Source organism: Staphylococcus sp. HMSC62A08, assembly GCF_001839105.1.
Lineage (GTDB): Bacteria > Bacillota > Bacilli > Staphylococcales > Staphylococcaceae > Staphylococcus > Staphylococcus caprae.
This window is the reverse complement of the sequence record NZ_KV840045.1, coordinates 43,643-61,429: the sequence shown is the minus strand read 5'-3', so window position 1 is coordinate 61,429 and position 17,787 is coordinate 43,643. Positions and strand designations below refer to the sequence as shown.

The following is a 17,787-nucleotide window of genomic DNA, read 5'->3' as shown; positions in this document are numbered from 1 at the left end:
ATTAATTTCCCTACTTAATCGTTTAATAAGGTTTTCTACAGTCTAAATAAGATACTTTTATTGTTATGAAAACAGGCATTGCCTCACTACGTGCGAAGCAATGCCTGTTTTTTCTTTAATTTAATTTATAACTTCTCATGAGCGTAAAGCATAGACCTTTTCCCAAAATAAAAGTTGCGTCAGGCGTAAGCTAATGTTTGGCCATCTTCTTCTCACCTGGTTTAACAAAGCACATTGCTACAATACTAACGATTGAAGCGACAACTGCTGAGATAAACATCGTTGAATAACCATGTGTTGCAACGAGATACCCCGTTAAAGTTGGTGCAATCACAGTAGCGGTATTAACAAAGAAATGTGTAATCCCTCCATATGTGCCTGTCTTATTTGGTGCTGTATCAATAATGACTGCCCAATAAACAGCGTTTGGTAGGAAGATAAATGCGTTACCGAGCATCATCAGTATCATGACAGCAACAATACTATGTGTGAATGGAATAATTAAGAAACAGATTGCCGCACAAATCATGCCTGCAATTGAAAAATATGATCGTGCGATTCTTAAACTACCCGTCTTTTTACGAAGCCAATCGGACATTTGCCCACCGAAATAGGCAGTAAAACATGCGCCAATCCATGGAATCATTCCTAGATACCATAATGAATGGATTTGAAAATGATATTCATCTTGGAGATACTTTGGTGTCCAAGTCAAAATGAGAAAGTTCACATACTGGAATCCAAAGTAGCCAATCATATTCCCGACAAGTGTTGGACTTTTGAAAAAATGATACCATTTTTCACTTGCGTCTTCTGTTTCGACTGTTTTCTCGACATTTAGACTATCTTCCGTGGATCGGATTTCGTCTAACTCTTCTTCTGAAACCTTTTTATTATCTTCTGGGTAGTCTGTAAAAACCTTTGCCCAAATCACAACCCAGACTAGACCGAGAACCCCTAATAAAACAAAGAGTATACGCCAGTTCGCGACTGTAAGGAAACCTGACACAATCGGTGCAGTAATGAGTGCGCCTAATGGAACACCAATTAATCCTAAGGCTGATAATACACCACGTTCTTTTGGCGCTGCCCAGTTGGCATTTGTTTTACTAATTGTTGAAAAGATTGGTCCTTCTGAGATACCGAAAAGTACGCGCAGTAAACCAAAACCTGCAAGTGCTGAACCTCCAAATACAGCTATACCGAGTTCGCCCGCAAATGCCATGGCAATTTCAACAATAGACCATGCCGCTCCTGCTAAAATCCAAACAAATTTCGGTCCTTTTTTATCTGCTGTAATTCCACCTAGTAATGAACCAAACATATAACCATAACCGAAATAGCCTAGGATAGACCCCCAAGCAATATTGTCAAAACCAAATTCCTTTATGATATCTTCTTGTGCATAAGAAATTGCGCCACGATCGATGTAGTTAATCATTGTCATAATAACAATCATCGTAATAATAAAATATCGATAACGTTTCATTGTATCCCCCACCCCTTTATTTGAAACATCTCTTCCGTGTAAGTCTATCATAAAAATGTGTGTAAGCGCTAACAATATTTTAAATTTTCTGACTGTTAGGTCGGTTTGATTACATGCAAATCGTTGATATTAGTAGGATTAATCAATTTTTCTATTTTTTTATTTTTAGTTCATTTTATATTTAAAGATTTTATTATGTTACAATATTTGTAAAATAAATTTAAACTTAAGAGGTATTGAATGTTTTATTTTGTAGGAAATAATATAGGTCAAAAAATAACTGGTATAGAAAAAGCTATTATTAATCGTTTAAATCTTTTTAAAGAATATCATTATTCAGCAAGAATTGTTCTACTAGCATGGAATCGTTATTTAACAGATACGGCTTCAAATTATATAACTAATGAAGATTACATTAATATGTATGATTATTTCCAAGAATCAACAAATGTGATGTCTATATTTAGTAAAAATTGGTTACATTATTGGGAAGAAGAATGTGGCTATACTGTTAGAGATGTGCACCAAGCGAACGATGTGCGGGTGTATGATGGTGAAAACTTTATTATGTACGCTCATTTTAGTGATGACACACTACGAAAAATTGATTATATCAACTATTTTGATACATCTCGTAGAAAAATTAAACGAGAACTCTATGATACGCGCGGATTTTTAAGTTGTACAAGAATTTTATCAACAGATCAAAAAATACAATCAGAGTTTTATTATTCTCCAAGTGGCGAAGTAAAAATTGAAAAGTACTATGATATTGATTCAAATGAACCTAACGTAGCAAAGAAAATACTATTGAATTACTGTGAAAGAGTCTTATTTTTCAACAATGACAATGAATTAGGTGCATTTTTCATAGAAAAATTATATCAAAATGGCGATGTATTCTTTAGTGATAGAAATTTAATTACATCACATGTTTTCAATTCAGTATCAAACACTATTCCTGTAGTCGCTGTTTTACATAGTACGCATGTCAAAGATATCAGCGATTTAGAACACTCTCGTATTAAAAATGTGTATAAAGGTGTGTTCGATCATTTAGAGCGTTATCGTGCAATCGTTGTTTCGACACAACAACAAAAAGAAGATGTGAGCCATAGAATTCGTGATGTGATTCCTGTTTATGCGATTCCTGTAGGCTTTTCAGAGGAGGCAACTGAGTCTAACTTCGGTTATCAGAATCAAAAATTAATATCAGTGGCGAGATATTCTCCTGAAAAACAATTAGAACAACAGGTTCGACTTGTAAATAAATTAAAAGAAGAATTCCCTCATATTGAATTACATTTATATGGATTTGGTGCTGAAGAAAGAAAACTAAAAGATTTAATTCAAGAATATCATTTAAATAATCATGTATTCCTAAGAGGTTTTATTAATGATTTGACTGACGAGTTCAAGACAGCATATGTAAGTTTAGTAACAAGTAATATGGAAGGTTTTTCATTAGCGTTATTAGAATCGCAATCACATGGTGTACCTACGATTAGCTATGATATTAAATATGGACCAAGCGAATTAATTATCAATGATTATAACGGATTACTCGTTAATTTTAATGATGAGAATCAGCTATATGAAAAGGTTAGAAATTTACTTTTAAATCCTGAATTACAAAAAATGTATTCCAAAAACAGTATTGAAACGTCACAAAATTATAGTAAAAACGCCATTATAAAAAGATGGGAACAGCTATTAAGTTTATTTAACTAGTTGTATTGGACAGTCGGCTAAGGCATTATTTATAGTCTTAGCCTTCTTTAACATATGGGCAGTAGATGGCTAAATTATGTTTCTATTCCACCCTTTTTTAGAGGGATACTATTGGGAAATTTATGTTACAAAAAACACTGCCAACAAAAGCAAAAGCTTTGTCGACAGTGTATGAGGGATCTCTAGGAAATGACGATTGTAATTAATAGAGGATCCGTTCGCTATGATACTCTTTATTTCAAATGTTCATATGGACTATTATTTACAAAATGAGACGATTTGGTCTACGAATAATTTTGCACGTAATTGGAATTCATTATCCTCTAAATATAATGTACCATCGTCCAATTTAGCATAATCTGAATCATGTGTAGCGATTTGCGTTGGCACGGCAATACCTAATAAACTACGTACAATCACTCTTAAATGAGATAAAGGCTCTGAGCTTACTATGCCTCCACTATTTCCAATTAGACCCACGGGTTTCATTTTAAAGTAATCCATATTGAGATGGTCGAGTGCATTTTTAAGAATTCCAGAATACGAACCATGATAATTAGGCGTTCCTAGAATGAAGAAATCAGCATTCATGGCTTTTTCTTGAAGATCTTTCACATTCTTCTTAATCTCATCAACCGCTTGAGTTGTACCTGAAAAGTCTAATTGATGAATAGGCGTTTCAGCTAAATCGAATATTTCAACATCCACCCCGTGTTCGTCTAATTGACCTGTAAGGTATTTAGCTAACGCGTTCGTATGTGAACCTACTCTAGCACTACCTACTATAATTAATCCTTTCATTATTTACACCTCTTGTTTATGATAATTGATTTTCATCTTTTAAAAATTTCATAATTGCTTTACCGACGCCACTATTTTCATTTGAATCAGTGACATACTTAGCCACAGCTTTCACTTCTGGTGCAGCATTATCCATGGCTACAGGGTAGCCTACTCTTTCTAGCATCGAAATATCATTTAAGTTATCTCCGAGTGCCATGACATTCTCTAAGTCAATACCAAGTTGTTTAGCAATGGTAGCTAAGGCAATCCCTTTTTGCGCATCTGAATGCGTAATTTCTAAATTACCTCTTGAAGAAGTAGAAACGGCAAGATTAGGTGATTTGGCTAGTTCTTGACCTACAATATCAATTTTTCCTAAATCAGAATCGAACGCTAAAATTTTCATAATCAATTCGCCAGGGATCTCTTCAATTTTGTCATAGTTATCTACAATTTTTAAAGTTCCATTATCGATACGTTTTTGAATACTATTTTTAATTTTTTCAACATCTGCTTTTTGACCGGCACGTTCAGCGATATCAATATATATTTCTAAATCTCTTTGAGGATCTTCTGTATAAATTCCTCTATTTGTATAGACTTGATAATAAATGTCTTCCTTCTTCAACGTAGTTGTAATCTTATTTACTAAGGAATGATTGAGATGAGACGTGCTCATGATATTGAACGTTTCGTCGCGAACTTCCGCTCCGTTCAGGCAGATATATGGTACTTTCAAATCTGTTTCAGCAACGGGTGTATTCGCTTCGTAAAAGGCACGTCCTGTTGCGATAACGACTGTAATACCGTGTTCTTGCGCAAATTTAATAGCTGCTTGATTTTCTGGAGTGATTTCATGTGCTGCATTAAGTAGCGTTCCATCCATATCTGTTGCAATTAACTTTATCATTCATTGACCTCGTTTCTTCCTGTTTGAAGGTAATATTTATGTTTTATTTTTTGAAAAGGCGAACGTGAATAGTCACCTTTAATTTACACAGTTATTCTAACAAATTTGTGTCATTTTGTATCTTGGCTTGTTTGAGGGCTCTCTTTTGTTGGCGTATGTTTTTGAAAAATTCACGTAGCAGTGTGCTGCATTCATTTTCCAAAATACCAGACTCAACTATCGCTCTGTGATTAAATTGCGGCTGTGCTAATAAGTTCATTAAACTCCCTGTACAGCCACCTTTAGGATCAATAGCACCGTAAACGACGCGTGGAATACGACTCATCACAATTGCACCCGCACACATCACACACGGTTCCAAAGTGACGTACAACGTGCAATCTTCTAAACGCCAACTCCCAATCACTTCTGACGCTCGTTCAATAGCAATGTGTTCAGCGTGAGCCGTGGGTTGTTGTAAAGTTTCTCTCAAATTATGAGCGCGAGCAATAACGTGATTATCTTTCACGATGACAGCGCCAATTGGAACTTCCCCTAGTTCTTGAGCCTTTCTTGCTTCTTTAATTGCTAAACGCATGTAATCATTATCAGTTCTCATATGTGTTGCAATACCTCACTTATGGTACAATACTCAATGTCTATTTTAACATTTGGAGAAGTGAATATGAATAAACCATTTATTGCAATTGAAGGACCTATAGGTGTAGGTAAATCCTCACTTGCACACAAGCTCAGTCAGACGCTTAACTATTATGAAGAACGAGAAATTGTTGACGAAAATCCATTTCTCTCAGATTTTTATGACGATATTGAAAAATGGAGTTTCCAAACTGAAATGTTCTTTCTGTGTAATAGATATAAACAAATTAGAGATCTTGAAGCGTTAGATCAAGGTGTTGTAAGTGATTACCACATACATAAGAATAAAATTTTTGCGAGCAATACGTTAGATGAGAAAGAATTTGATAAATTCAGCCGTATTTATGATATTTTAACTGAGGATCTTGAAATGCCTAATATGATTATCTTTTTAGATGCAGATTTAGATATTTTGAAATCTAGAATAGCCAAACGTAATCGTGACTTCGAACATACGATTGAAGATGATTATTTATTAACATTGAAAAAAGATTATAAAGCATATTATGAATCTTTAAAAAAGGAAGGCGCAAACGTGATCCTTATTGATACAACCGAGAAAGATTTTGTGGAAAATGATAACGATTATAAAGAAATTTTAGAATTAATAAAACCCATGATTGGAGATAGCAAAGATGAATAATTTTGGCATTCCTCAAAATGCAGTGATTACGATTGCAGGTACTGTAGGTGTAGGTAAATCTACATTAACGCAAGCACTTGCTGACAAATTAAATTTTAAAACTTCTTTTGAAAATGTTGATCATAATCCTTACTTAGATAAGTTTTATCACGACTTCGAACGTTGGAGTTTTCACCTACAAATATACTTTTTAGCGGAACGTTTCAAGGAACAAAAACGTATGTTTGAATATGGTGGCGGGTTTGTGCAAGACCGCTCTATCTATGAAGATGTTGATATCTTTGCGAAAATGCACGAAGAACAAGGTACAATGAGTCAGGAAGATTACCATACATACGCAGAATTATTTAATGCTATGGTAATGACACCTTATTTTCCAAAACCAGATGTACTGATTTATTTAGAATGTGATTATGACGAGGTCATTGACCGTATTAAGCAACGTGGTCGTGACATGGAAATCAATACAGATCCAGAATATTGGAAGAAGTTATTTAAACGTTATGAAGATTGGATTAACAATTTCAATGCGTGTCCTGTCGTGCGCGTCAATATAAATGAGTATGATATTCATGAAGATTTCGATTCATTAGACCCAATTATTGAGAAAATTGCACACATCATACAGACACATCGAAATGTAGATACAAGATCGTAAAACGACTTGAAACATAGTTCATATCCTATGTTTGACAACCATTTAAATTAAATATACGTTAATATTGCAAGTTAATTATTTGCACTAGGGGTGTTTTTTAACTGAGATGGAGACAATCCAAACCCTTTGAACCTGAACTAGTTCGAACTAGCGTAGGAAAGTGTGGACATCAATCTTACCATTAAACTGTTTTAATATTTAATCACTAAGATGCACAACTTTTCTTACGGAAGGGTTGTGCATTTTTATACCTAATTACAATTATTTTATTGGAGGATTATTATGTCAAAAACAGCAATCGTTACAGGAAGCAGTCGTGGTCTAGGCGCTAAAATCGCTCAAACATTAATTGAGAAAGGTTATAATGTCGTCGTCAATTACAAGCAGAGTAAAGAAAAAGCCGAAGCGTTAATTGAACATATAAGTGATGAAAAAGCCATCGCAATTCAAGCAGATGTAACGTGTCGTGATGAAGTTAACCAAATGATTGAAACAGCTACAGCACACTTTGGAAACATCGATATTGTGATTAATAATGCGTTAGTTAACTTTAAATTTGATCCTAATCAACAAAAAAGTTTCAAAGATCTAACATGGGATGATTACCAACAACAACTAGATGGTACTTTAAAAGCTGCATTCAATGTCACTCAAAGTGTCATTCAGCAATTTATCAACCAGCAAGATGGCAGAATTATAAATATTGGAACAAATTTATATCAAAACCCTGTAGTTCCTTATCATGAATATACTACTGCAAAGGCTGGCTTGATAGGATTCACACGTAACATTGCAGCAGAGTTAGGACAATATGGGATTACTGCAAATGTCGTTTCTGGAGGATTATTAAAAACAACAGACGCAAGTGCAGTCACGACACCTGAAGTGTTTGATTTAATTGCTCAAACTACACCTTTAAAAAAGGTAACTACACCACAAGATGTAGCAAATATGGTGGCCTATTTGGCATCAGATGAAGCTCGTGGCATCACTGGTCAAAATATTACAGTTGATGGCGGATTAACAATGAATTAATGTCTCAATTTTTCAAGTCATTCTTTATTAAAATAGAGAGACAAAGAGGTGTCATAATTGGAAGAATCACGTGAACTTAACATCGGTGTTTTACTTTATGGATGTGGACATCATCAAGCAGCATGGCGAATGGATAATTCTTATATAGAACAAATCGGAGACATATCGTACTATCAGCATCTGGCTCAAATTGCTGAAAGAGGATATTTTGATGTTGTATTTTTTGCAGATAATCAAGCTTTTAATGCAAGTGATGATACAACGTTGCCTGCGTTTTGGTTTGACCCTATCATTAATTTAACCGCAATTGCTCAAGTGACCTCTCATGTTGGTTTGGTACCCACAATCTCTAGCACCTTTTCAAATCCATTTACAGCAGCACGACAATTACTCAGTCTAGATCATATAACTCAAGGTCGAGTGGGATGGAACTTAGTCACATCTATGACCGATGCAGAAGCTCAAAATCACAGTCTTAAAAAGTTACCAGAAAGACCTGAACGTTATAAAAAAGCGGATGAATTTGCGTCAGTCATGAACCAATTGTTTACATCATGGTCAACATCATCTTTCGTTCCTAACAGACAGGACGATAAAATACTAGAATCTAGCGCTATTCAACCTTTCAATCATAAAGGGGACAACTTTCAAGTGCGTGGGCCATTAACAACGCCGCAAAGTCCTCAAGGAAAACCAGTATCCATGCAGGCTGGCGCCTCTAAAGAGGGCGTCGCATTAGCTGCAAAATATGCTGATGCTGTTTATTCTGTGTCTTGGAATATTGAACAAGCACGGGCTTACCGTGACAAATTGTCTGATGCCGTTGCTAAAAGTGAAAACCCAAATAGAACCATCAAAATTTTTCCTGGTTTAGTTACGTATGTGGCAGAGACACACGAGCAAGCAATGGCTAAAAAAGCAGAATTAGATCGTTACCTACCTATTGAAGAAGCCTTAAAGCAATTGAGCTTTTTCGTTCAACAAGATTGTTCAAATTGGGAACTGGATCAACCTGTGCCAGACTTACCACCTGTTGAAGCGTTCAAAGGCCCCGTTGGCCGTTATGAAACAGTGCTCGCCATTATTGAAGACAAGCAACCTACTGTACGCGAATTACTAGGATATTTGAGTGCGGGAGGTGGCCATCTTACTCTAATAGGTACACCCGAAGAAATTGTAGATACCATGGAGAAATGGATAGATGAAGGCGTCGCTGATGGTTTTAATCTTATGCCACCTTCTTTACCTTATAGTTTAGAAGATTTTGTGGAATTGATTGTACCTGAATTACAAAAACGTGGACGATTCAGAAGTGCTTATCAAGATGAAACTTTCCGTATGCGTTTAGGATTAGAATAAAGCAAAACGTTAAAGCGCAACTAAGATATTTTAAAAAGCGTGGTCTTTTTCTTGAGTCTGTACTGTACCCAAAAGTTGTACTTTGGTTTAGTATAGTGATTCAAGTTCCCACGCTTTTCTATATCAATTTGATTCATTTTTGTACTGGTCTAAAATTTGTTTCACATCTTTAGCACTATCAATAATGACATCCGCTTCATGCAATTCTTCTCTTTTAGCAATCCCAGTGAGTACACCAATACCTAGACCTAGTTTAGCATTAATTGCCGTTTTCATATCGTTGGCTGTATCGCCTATCATCGCCACTTGATTTGGTGAAACATCATATGCATCAAATAAGGGTGCCAAGACTTTTGGATTAGGTTTCTCTTCGGCATGTGTTTCTGTAGAGATGATGAGATCGAATAATGCTTTAGACTGTGTTTCCTCTAAAAATTGATTCACGCCTTTTTTCGTATCGCTTGTGACAATACCAATTTTATAGCCTTCATTTCTAAGTTCTTGAATCACATCTTGAACGCCTTCAATCCAGTTATTTTCAGGAACTCTCGTATCAACAAGTTCTTGACTTGTATCTCTTGTCCAGTCCGTTGTATCTTGACCCGTCACATCATTAAAAGATTTAATCATATCTCCTAGAGATCCTGAACCCATCACTGAATCAGGAACAATTTTGTCATCGATAATTCCAAGTTGACGATGCGCAACCTCTTTGTCATGAACCGGAAATGTTTCTAATAGTTTATCAACGAGACGGACACCAATTTTCTCCCAACTTTTATCAAATTCGATGAGCGTGCCATCTTTATCAAATAATATCCATTCCATCTTTACTTCTCTCCTGAAAATGATTTTATTAGTTTATACGTTTATTTATTATTGTAATATAGAGACATCGATAATTATAGAAAAGAGGATTGTTATTGAAAAGATGGTATTTAAAAAAGAGCCCTCTCATATGAGAAAGCTCTTTCTGAAAAAGACAAATTAATATTTAGGGACTTCTACTCTCCAGCCGTATTTATCTTCTAATTTGCCACTTTGGATTCCTGTATAAGTATCGTAAAGTTTTTGTGTAATTTCACCAGGTTCGTTATTATTGATAACAATTTCTCTGTCTTCATAGCGAAGTGTACCAACAGGTGAAATAACTGCTGCTGTACCTGAACCAAATACTTCTGTAAGTTCACCTTTATCGTAAGCATTGAATAATTCTTCGATAGAAACTTTACGTTCTTCAACTTCATATCCTAAATCTTCAGCTAATTGGATAATTGATTTTCTAGTGATACCTGGTAAAATACTACCATTTAATGCTGGCGTAACTACTTTTCCATTTTCAACGAAGAAGATGTTCATGCTACCCACTTCTTCAACATATTTCTGCTCAACACCATCTAGCCATAAAACTTGGTCATATCCGAGCTTGTTAGCATTGGTTTGTGCAAGTAAGCTAGCAGCATAGTTACCAGCAACTTTAGCGAATCCTACACCACCGCGAACGGCACGTACATATTCATCTTCAACATAAATTTTTGTTGCTTTCAATGTATCTCCGCCGTAATAAGCGCCTGATGGTGATAAGATAATTAATAATTTATATTGTTGAGACGCGCGTACACCAAGAATACCTTCTGTTGCGAAGACGAACGGACGAATGTATAGAGATTGTCCTTCTCCTTCTGGTACCCAATCACGTTCAATATCAATAAGTTGTTTCAATCCTTCAAGTAAAGCCTCTTCATCTACTTCAGGCATTTCTAAACGTGCTAATGAATTATTAATACGTTTGAAATTTTGGTCTGGACGGAATAAAACGACTTCATCATTATGTTTATATGCTTTAAGACCTTCGAAAACTGCTTGACCATAATGTAAACCTTGTGCAGCTGGCGAAACTTCTAATGGTGCATAAGGCACAATCTTCATATCATGCCAACCTTTATCTGCGTCATAATCCAGACTTAACATGTAGTCTGTGAAATATTGACCGAAGCCTAAATTGGATGGATCTGGCTTCTCTTTTAAGTTATCTCGTTGTTCAAATTTTACTTTTTCTGACATGATTATTGCCTCCTAATAATTTCTCCCAATCGAATAGTTATACTAGATTATATCAATCGTATATTTACTATTCAATAAGTTTTCTAAATATTCAAAATAAATACCCAAATGTAATTATGTATTCTTAATTAGTTAAACATTACCATACTAAAGTTACAAGTTTCGTTATTTATATTATACAAAATACTTGAATAAGAAATTAACTTCGCAACAAATTAAAAGAGGTTGGGACATAATCAATTGTCTCAACCTTCCTTAACATATTGGCAGTAGATGTCTGAATTGAAAGTGCGCTTATATCAAGCTTCTTTCAATCCTAGCCATCCTTGCCGGCGGGGCCCCAACATAGAGAATTTCTTAAAAAGAAATTCTACAAACAATGCAAGTTGGGAGAGAGACAACGAAAGTAATTTTGATAAATTATATTTCTGTCTCACTCCCAAAAAATAAGTGAACTTCGTTGTAAATAGTGAGTGGTTATTTAGCAACCTTTTCTTTCTCTTCGATAGCCTCAAGCATTACCTTTGTCATTGAAGCTAAATCATACTTAGGATCAAATCCCCATTCGCCACGAGAACAACTTGTATCAATACTATCTGGCCAAGTTGATGCAATTTGTTGACGGTCTGGATCAACATCATAATCTAATTCAAAGTCTGGATAAAATTCTTGAATCGCATTCTTAACCATTTCAGGTTCAATACTCATTGCACTTAAGTTATATCCATTGCGTGTTTCTAATTTAGCACCATCAGCTTCCATTAATTTAATAATGGCATCGATCGCATCATCCATGTACATCATATCCATGTATGTGTCTTTATCGATATAACTTGTATAACGACCCTCTCTCACTGCTTTAAAGTATATTTCTACTGCATAGTCTGTTGTACCTCCGCCAGGCTCTTTCACATGTGAAATAAGTCCAGGGAATCTTACACTACGAGTGTCTACACCAAACTTAACGAAATAATACTGGCATAATAATTCACCTGCGACTTTATTTACACCATACATCGTTGTAGGCTGTTGAATTGTTACCTGTGGCGTATTGACTTTAGGCGTTGACGCACCAAACGCCCCAATAGAACTTGGTGTAAAGAATTGCAAGTGATATGTACGTGCCGCTTCTAAGGCATTCATTAACCCACCCATATTTAAATCCCATGCAAATAATGGGTTCTTTTCAGCAGTCGCAGATAATAATGCTGCCATATGCATCAATGTATCTGCTTCAAAGTCTTTTACTAATTCAAACATATGATCTTTATCTGTAACATCTAAAATTTCGAACGGTCCATTTTGAACCGGAGAATCGACTTCAGGTTCCCTTATATCAGTAGCCAATACATTTTCAGTACCGTAAATTTCCCTACATTTCACAACTAACTCGGTTCCAATTTGGCCTAATGCGCCTGTAATCATTATCTTTTTCATCACGAAATCTCCCCTTGTTCATTTATAAAAATGCGATGTCCTTCTGATATGTACATATTCTTAATTTACATCTATATTATATTATAAAAGCGCTTTCTTGTATATGTAGTGAGCACATAATTGTATGAAAATAATATTTGGAGTTTTAAAATTTGGAGTTATAACCATATTAGTGATTGTGCTTTATACTCAGTGATTTTACTTTTTGTTAAATAGGTCTAAATTTAAAGTTAAAAATTTTAATAAAATAATTATCTATTCTTTTTATATGGTAATATTACATTGTAAATCCATTTTTATAAAGGAGGAAAATATGAAGAGAATACTTTTTAGTATCATCATTATACTACTCGTTGGTCTAGGTATTGTACCTAACGTAAATGACGCCTTTGCAGCTGAACATACTAGTACGAGTCACTCAAATCAAGAGCAGTCTCTAAGTAAACATAAGATATTACATACAAATGATATTCACGGTCGCTTTGTAGAAGAAAAAGGTCGTGTGATAGGCATGCCAAAATTAAAAGGATTAAAAAATAAAGAAAATCCTGATTTAGTTTTAGATTCAGGAGATGCCTTTCAAGGATTACCTGTTTCAAACCATTCAAAAGGTGAAGAAATGGCTGAAGCGATGAATAAGGTTGGTTATAATGCCATGGCTATCGGTAACCATGAATTCGACTTTGGCTATAACCAATTATTAAAGTTACAAAGTAAAGTGAAATTTCCGATGCTTTCTTCTAATATTTATAAAAACGGCAAAAGAGTTTTCAAACCTTCCACAGTGATTAAAAGAAACGGCGTACGTTATGGAATTATTGGCGTCACAACTCCAGAAACCAAAATTAAAACTTCTCCAGACGCTGTTAAGAATGTAGAGTTTAAAGATCCTTTAAATAGCGTTAAAAATGCTATGAAACACATTGACGGCAAAGTTGACGTTTATATTGTTTTATCTCACCTTGGTATCGATAAAAATACGAAAGAACAGTGGCGAGGTGATTATTTAACAGATCAATTATCGAAGGACAAATCATTTAAACAACCTATTATTGTATTAGACGGTCATTCTCATACAGCTATTAAACATGGTATGAAATTTCATAATAACATCTTAGCTCAAACTGGGACTGCTTTAGAAAATGTTGGTAAAATTGATTTCACTTTTAACCATGGTAATGTTTCAGATTTAACAGCGAGTTTGATTAATGTTAAAGACACAAGCAATGTGAAAGCTGACCCAGCTCTTGAGAAACAAGTCAATAAAGCAAATGATGAATTCAAAAAACAAACTTCCACTGTTGTCATTCCTAATAATAAAGTCGAATTCAACGGCGAAAGAAATATAGCTCGCAAACAAGAAACAAATCTAGGCAATTTAATTACGGATGCAATGGAAGATTATGCAACTAAGAACTTTAAACATAAACCTGATTTCGCTATCACAAATGGTGGCGGTATTCGTGCATCAATTTCCAAAGGCAAGGTTACAAAATATGATATTATATCTGTTCTTCCTTTCGGTAATTTAATATCTCAAATTAAAGTTAAAGGTTCAGATGTGAAGAAAGCTTTTGAACATAGCTTAAGTGCACCAACTGAAACTAAGAATGGCAAGAAACAACTCTCATCAAACGGCGGTTTCTTACAGGTTTCTAAATCCATACGCGTTTATTATGATATCAATCAAAAATCTGGTTCAAGAGTGAAAGACATTCAAGTGGTTAATCACGATACTGGAAAGTTTGAAAAATTAGACCCTAATAAAACATATTATGTAGCTACGAATGACTTCACTGCTAATAAAGGTGATGGCTATGATATGTTTGGAGGAAAACGTGAAGAAGGTATTTCGTTAGACGAAGTTGTAGGCAGTTATATCCAAAAACATGATCTAAGTAAATATAATACTACTCATCCTGTAAGAGTGATTAATGGTAAACCAAGCTCAGCTAAGAAATCCACAAGTGATTCTAATCAACATACTCACTCTAAAAATTCAACATCAAAAACAGCACAACCTCATAAGAAGTCAGCATAAAAATAAAGTGACTCTGAGTTGAACCTCTATTCTCAGAGTCACTTTCAAAATTTAATGATTGTTCTATACTTCCATTAGTTTACCCACATTGCGCATAATTCTCGCTTTTTTATAACCATGTATGTCATGAAGTTCTTTATACGCACTAAATAACTTTTTGTAACGTTTCACTTTCTCTGGTGTTGGCTCAATTTCATATAGTACAGGTTCTTTCATTGCACCAATTGCCTGATTTAAATTACTATGTGCCCCACCACATAACGCACCTAGTATTGCTGCTCCTATAGCAGGTGCATACTCACTATCAATGATTGTAATTTTTTTATTTAACACGTTAGCGTAAATATCCATCATTAGAGGATTCTTTTTAGGAATACCACCACAAGCGAAGACTTCTTCTACATCCATATTCCAACTTTGATACTGTTGCATAATCATTTTAGTACCGAACGCAGTAGCTTCTAAATAAGCACGATATATTTCTTCATGCGTTGTTTGTAAAGACATTCCAAATATACAACCTTTAAGATTGCTATCACTAAGTACACTTCTATTACCATTGTGCCAATCTAACACAACCAACCCACTCTCACCTGGTAATTGATGTTCAACTTTTTCATTTAATAATTCAAATATTGAAATGTCTCTTTGTTGTGCTTCATCTACATATTCTTTCGGTGCTTGTTTCGCAACGTATTCAAACAAATCTCCAACTGCTGATTGACCAGCTTCGTATGCATACAATTCCGGAATAATTGCGCCTTTTACCGAACCAGAGATACCTGGGACTTTATGTTGTTCCTCATTAAGCATCAAATGACATGTGCTCGTACCGATAACCATCGTCGTTTGTTTATCTTTTTGTGAACCAATACCTAATAAACTAGAATGGGCGTCGATAATAAATGGGCTGACCTTTGTTTCTTTACTCAAACCTAATTTCTGAGCCATTTCTTTAGATATTGTACCAACTGTTTCTCCAATTTTTACGATTGGCGCATCGACTTTGTCACGCACGATTGCAGATAATTCATCGTCGACTTTATCAAATAAATCATAATGGAATCCTTCATTTTCTTCCCAAAATGATTTGAAACCAAGCCCACAATTCGATCTCACATTTTGACCAGTAAGTTGGTTAACAATCCAATCACCGGCTTCCATAATATTCTGAGTCACATTCATAACTTCAGGCGCTTTATTTTTCACTTCCATAATTTTTGGAATCATCCATTCACTGCTCACATTAAATCCATAATATCCTAGCCAACGATTTTGGTTATCTAGTGCTGTTTGAAATAGTAAATCTGCTTCAGCTTGAGCTCCATGATGTTTCCATAATTTGACGTATGCGTGCGGATTATTTTCGAACCCCGGCAGGTTATGAATCGGTGTTAAATGTTCATCTGTAAACATGACCGTAGAAGATGTGAAATCTATTCCAATTCCTACGATTTCACTCGCATCGACACCAGATTCTTCAATAATTGCTGGTATCCCTTCTTCTAAAACTTCCATATAGTCATTACTATTTTGTAAAGAAAAACTTTGAGGTAACTTTGTACCATTTAATGATCGTTCTATTGTGCCATGTGTATACGGCTTTACATACTTAGCAACAATGCTCCCATTATCTGTATTCACTAAAAAAGCTCTACCTGAGCCTGTACCATAATCTACACCTATACTATATGTCATTCGTAATACCCCCGATAGTATCTATCTTTAACATCTCTTTATCAATAGCTTAAGAAAGCGTTTTCTTAAATAATAAGCATAAATAAACAATAAATCAATGATAAAGTTTCCAACGAAACATAAATGTGCAGATTTTGAACAAAAGTGATTGACAATTACAATTGTAAGCGTTTACTATTATTCACATAAACAAAAAAGAGCAATCGAATTAAGGGGAGTTGAACATAAATGAGCATTAATGCAGATGCATATCGTTTAGTAAAACCGGGAGAATTTGAATTCACTACTATCACACATGAATTTAACGATGGAGATGTCATCGTAAATCCTAAAAAAGCAAGTGTGTGTCACGCAGATTTACGTTATTACACAGGTAATCGTCGTAAAGAAGCGTTAGAGAAAAAATTACCTATGGCATTATTCCATGAAGGTATTGGCACAATCGAAGAATCGAAACATCCTAATTTTAATAAAGGCGACAAAGTAGTGATTGTACCAAATATTCCATCTCGTCTTAGAACAGGTGATTTCGCAGAGACAGATTTATTAGATAATTACGATGAAAATGCCGTGTTTATGGGTAGCGGTTATGACGGTATTTGCCAAAATAGAATGGTCGTACCTGGAGAAAATATCGTAAAAATTCCTAATCATTTGGATGAAGACGTCGCATTATTAGCAGAACTTTGTTCTGTATCACTATTTCCAATTAATCAACTTAAAGAAGTCACAACTCAGTCTTCTCCTCAAGTAGCAGTCTTTGGTGACGGCCCTGTAGGCTATCTTGCTGCTACTGCACTTCACTACATTTATGGTATCGATAAAGAAAATTTAATTGTCTTCGGTGCGATTGAAGAGAAATTAAAATCATTCGAAAGTTTTGCTACTACGCATCTTGTTTTTGATTATGACTTTAACAGTCATAGAGGTGTACACACAGTGTTTGAATGTTGTGGTGGTAAATTCTCAGAGTCAGCAATTAACCAAGCGATTGATTTAATCGATCGTCAAGGCCAACTCGTATTGATGGGTGTCACTGAAGAACTTGTTGGAATAAATACTAGAGATGTCTTAGAAAAAGGATTAACTCTATCTGGTAGTTCTCGAAGTACAAAAAAAGAATTCGAACAATTAATTCAAGCATTTGAAAACGAGGAATACCAAGAAGCATTAAAAAAATTAATTCCAGAAGATTACTATGATATTTATAGCACTGAGGATCTTAAAAAAGCAATGGATGACACTGCAGCTCATAAAGGTTGGAAGAAAACATATCTTCAATATCACTGGGCTTAGGTTG

Annotated in this window: 14 protein-coding genes, 1 pseudogene and 1 riboswitch; of the genes and pseudogenes, 7 read left to right on the top strand and 8 right to left on the bottom strand. The window is 34.9% G+C overall.

The annotated features are described in order from the left end of the window. Positions 1-190: 190 nt before the first annotated feature. A complete protein-coding gene (locus HMPREF3264_RS10670; protein WP_070873301.1) occupies positions 191-1,489 on the bottom strand; it encodes an MFS transporter in 1,299 nt (432 codons plus the stop codon). 240 nt (positions 1,490-1,729) lie between these two features. Between HMPREF3264_RS10670 and HMPREF3264_RS10665 the strand changes: the two genes are divergently transcribed. Continuing rightward, positions 1,730-3,220, top strand: a complete 1,491-nt coding sequence (locus tag HMPREF3264_RS10665; protein WP_070873300.1) for a glycosyltransferase family 4 protein — start codon at positions 1,730-1,732, stop codon at positions 3,218-3,220. Positions 3,221-3,453: 233 nt separating this feature from the next. Here HMPREF3264_RS10665 and HMPREF3264_RS10660 read toward each other — a convergent pair. The 3 genes and pseudogenes from HMPREF3264_RS10660 to tadA all read right to left on the bottom strand — a co-directional run bounded on the left by HMPREF3264_RS10660 (position 3,454) and on the right by tadA (position 5,511). Further along, positions 3,454-4,021, bottom strand: a pseudogene (locus HMPREF3264_RS10660) (NADPH-dependent FMN reductase). Between the two features lie 16 nt (positions 4,022-4,037). Beyond that, positions 4,038-4,913 (bottom strand): Cof-type HAD-IIB family hydrolase, encoded by an 876-nt coding sequence (locus HMPREF3264_RS10655; protein WP_070873299.1) that lies wholly within the window; start codon positions 4,911-4,913, stop codon positions 4,038-4,040. Positions 4,914-5,004: 91 nt separating this feature from the next. Further along, a complete protein-coding gene (gene tadA / locus HMPREF3264_RS10650) occupies positions 5,005-5,511 on the bottom strand; it encodes a tRNA adenosine(34) deaminase TadA (RefSeq protein ID WP_070873298.1) in 507 nt (168 codons plus the stop codon). A gap of 66 nt (positions 5,512-5,577) precedes the next feature. On the opposite strand from tadA, the gene HMPREF3264_RS10645 reads away from it, so the two are divergent. The 4 genes from HMPREF3264_RS10645 to HMPREF3264_RS10630 all read left to right on the top strand — a co-directional run bounded on the left by HMPREF3264_RS10645 (position 5,578) and on the right by HMPREF3264_RS10630 (position 9,247). Further along, the gene (locus tag HMPREF3264_RS10645) at positions 5,578-6,195 is read left to right on the top strand and encodes a deoxynucleoside kinase (RefSeq protein ID WP_044466950.1); all 618 of its coding nucleotides are present in this window, start codon (positions 5,578-5,580) and stop codon (positions 6,193-6,195) included. Further along, positions 6,188-6,853 carry a deoxynucleoside kinase gene (locus HMPREF3264_RS10640; protein WP_002441135.1) on the top strand — a complete coding sequence of 222 codons (666 nt, stop codon included), beginning with the start codon at positions 6,188-6,190 and terminating at the stop codon, positions 6,851-6,853. Before HMPREF3264_RS10645 ends, HMPREF3264_RS10640 begins: the two co-directional genes overlap by 8 nt. A 76-nt stretch (positions 6,854-6,929) precedes the next feature. Beyond that, a riboswitch (TPP riboswitch) is annotated at positions 6,930-7,029 on the top strand. Positions 7,030-7,135: 106 nt separating this feature from the next. Then, the gene (locus HMPREF3264_RS10635; RefSeq protein ID WP_070873297.1) at positions 7,136-7,888 is read left to right on the top strand and encodes a 3-oxoacyl-ACP reductase; all 753 of its coding nucleotides are present in this window, start codon (positions 7,136-7,138) and stop codon (positions 7,886-7,888) included. Between the two features lie 57 nt (positions 7,889-7,945). Further along, positions 7,946-9,247, top strand: coding sequence for an LLM class flavin-dependent oxidoreductase (locus HMPREF3264_RS10630; protein ID WP_070873296.1), 1,302 nt, complete (start codon positions 7,946-7,948; stop codon positions 9,245-9,247). Between the two features lie 123 nt (positions 9,248-9,370). Here the strand turns inward: HMPREF3264_RS10630 and HMPREF3264_RS10625 are convergent, their stop codons facing one another. The 3 genes from HMPREF3264_RS10625 to HMPREF3264_RS10615 all read right to left on the bottom strand — a co-directional run bounded on the left by HMPREF3264_RS10625 (position 9,371) and on the right by HMPREF3264_RS10615 (position 12,748). Next, positions 9,371-10,075, bottom strand: coding sequence for an HAD family hydrolase (locus HMPREF3264_RS10625; RefSeq protein ID WP_070873295.1), 705 nt, complete (start codon positions 10,073-10,075; stop codon positions 9,371-9,373). A 159-nt stretch (positions 10,076-10,234) separates the two neighbouring features. Then, the gene (locus HMPREF3264_RS10620) at positions 10,235-11,311 is read right to left on the bottom strand and encodes a branched-chain amino acid aminotransferase (protein ID WP_070873294.1); all 1,077 of its coding nucleotides are present in this window, start codon (positions 11,309-11,311) and stop codon (positions 10,235-10,237) included. Positions 11,312-11,788: 477 nt separating this feature from the next. After that, a complete protein-coding gene (locus tag HMPREF3264_RS10615; RefSeq protein WP_044466951.1) occupies positions 11,789-12,748 on the bottom strand; it encodes an NAD-dependent epimerase/dehydratase family protein in 960 nt (319 codons plus the stop codon). Between the two features lie 313 nt (positions 12,749-13,061). Between HMPREF3264_RS10615 and HMPREF3264_RS10610 the strand changes: the two genes are divergently transcribed. Then, positions 13,062-14,789, top strand: a complete 1,728-nt coding sequence (locus HMPREF3264_RS10610) for a 5'-nucleotidase C-terminal domain-containing protein (protein ID WP_070873293.1) — start codon at positions 13,062-13,064, stop codon at positions 14,787-14,789. Between the two features lie 63 nt (positions 14,790-14,852). Here the strand turns inward: HMPREF3264_RS10610 and HMPREF3264_RS10605 are convergent, their stop codons facing one another. Beyond that, entirely contained in the window at positions 14,853-16,487 is a 1,635-nt protein-coding gene (locus tag HMPREF3264_RS10605) for a ribulokinase (protein WP_070873292.1), read from the bottom strand. Positions 16,488-16,715: 228 nt separating this feature from the next. On the opposite strand from HMPREF3264_RS10605, the gene HMPREF3264_RS10600 reads away from it, so the two are divergent. Further along, positions 16,716-17,783 (top strand): alcohol dehydrogenase catalytic domain-containing protein, encoded by a 1,068-nt coding sequence (locus tag HMPREF3264_RS10600; protein ID WP_070873291.1) that lies wholly within the window; start codon positions 16,716-16,718, stop codon positions 17,781-17,783. Positions 17,784-17,787 lie beyond the last annotated feature (4 nt).

Bases quoted from the DNA above. Each gene is read 5' to 3' on its own strand.
- HMPREF3264_RS10670 (WP_070873301.1), bottom strand. From the start codon at position 1,489: ATGAAACGTTATCGATATTTTATTATTACGATGATTGTTATTATGACA.
- HMPREF3264_RS10625 (WP_070873295.1), bottom strand. From the start codon at position 10,075: ATGGAATGGATATTATTTGATAAAGATGGCACGCTCATCGAATTTGAT.
- HMPREF3264_RS10655 (WP_070873299.1), bottom strand. From the start codon at position 4,913: ATGATAAAGTTAATTGCAACAGATATGGATGGAACGCTACTTAATGCA.
- HMPREF3264_RS10645 (WP_044466950.1), top strand. From the start codon at position 5,578: ATGAATAAACCATTTATTGCAATTGAAGGACCTATAGGTGTAGGTAAA.
- HMPREF3264_RS10640 (WP_002441135.1), top strand. From the start codon at position 6,188: ATGAATAATTTTGGCATTCCTCAAAATGCAGTGATTACGATTGCAGGT.
- HMPREF3264_RS10665 (WP_070873300.1), top strand. From the start codon at position 1,730: ATGTTTTATTTTGTAGGAAATAATATAGGTCAAAAAATAACTGGTATA.
- HMPREF3264_RS10605 (WP_070873292.1), bottom strand. From the start codon at position 16,487: ATGACATATAGTATAGGTGTAGATTATGGTACAGGCTCAGGTAGAGCT.
- HMPREF3264_RS10610 (WP_070873293.1), top strand. From the start codon at position 13,062: ATGAAGAGAATACTTTTTAGTATCATCATTATACTACTCGTTGGTCTA.
- HMPREF3264_RS10635 (WP_070873297.1), top strand. From the start codon at position 7,136: ATGTCAAAAACAGCAATCGTTACAGGAAGCAGTCGTGGTCTAGGCGCT.
- HMPREF3264_RS10615 (WP_044466951.1), bottom strand. From the start codon at position 12,748: ATGAAAAAGATAATGATTACAGGCGCATTAGGCCAAATTGGAACCGAG.
- HMPREF3264_RS10620 (WP_070873294.1), bottom strand. From the start codon at position 11,311: ATGTCAGAAAAAGTAAAATTTGAACAACGAGATAACTTAAAAGAGAAG.
- HMPREF3264_RS10600 (WP_070873291.1), top strand. From the start codon at position 16,716: ATGAGCATTAATGCAGATGCATATCGTTTAGTAAAACCGGGAGAATTT.
- tadA (WP_070873298.1), bottom strand. From the start codon at position 5,511: ATGAGAACTGATAATGATTACATGCGTTTAGCAATTAAAGAAGCAAGA.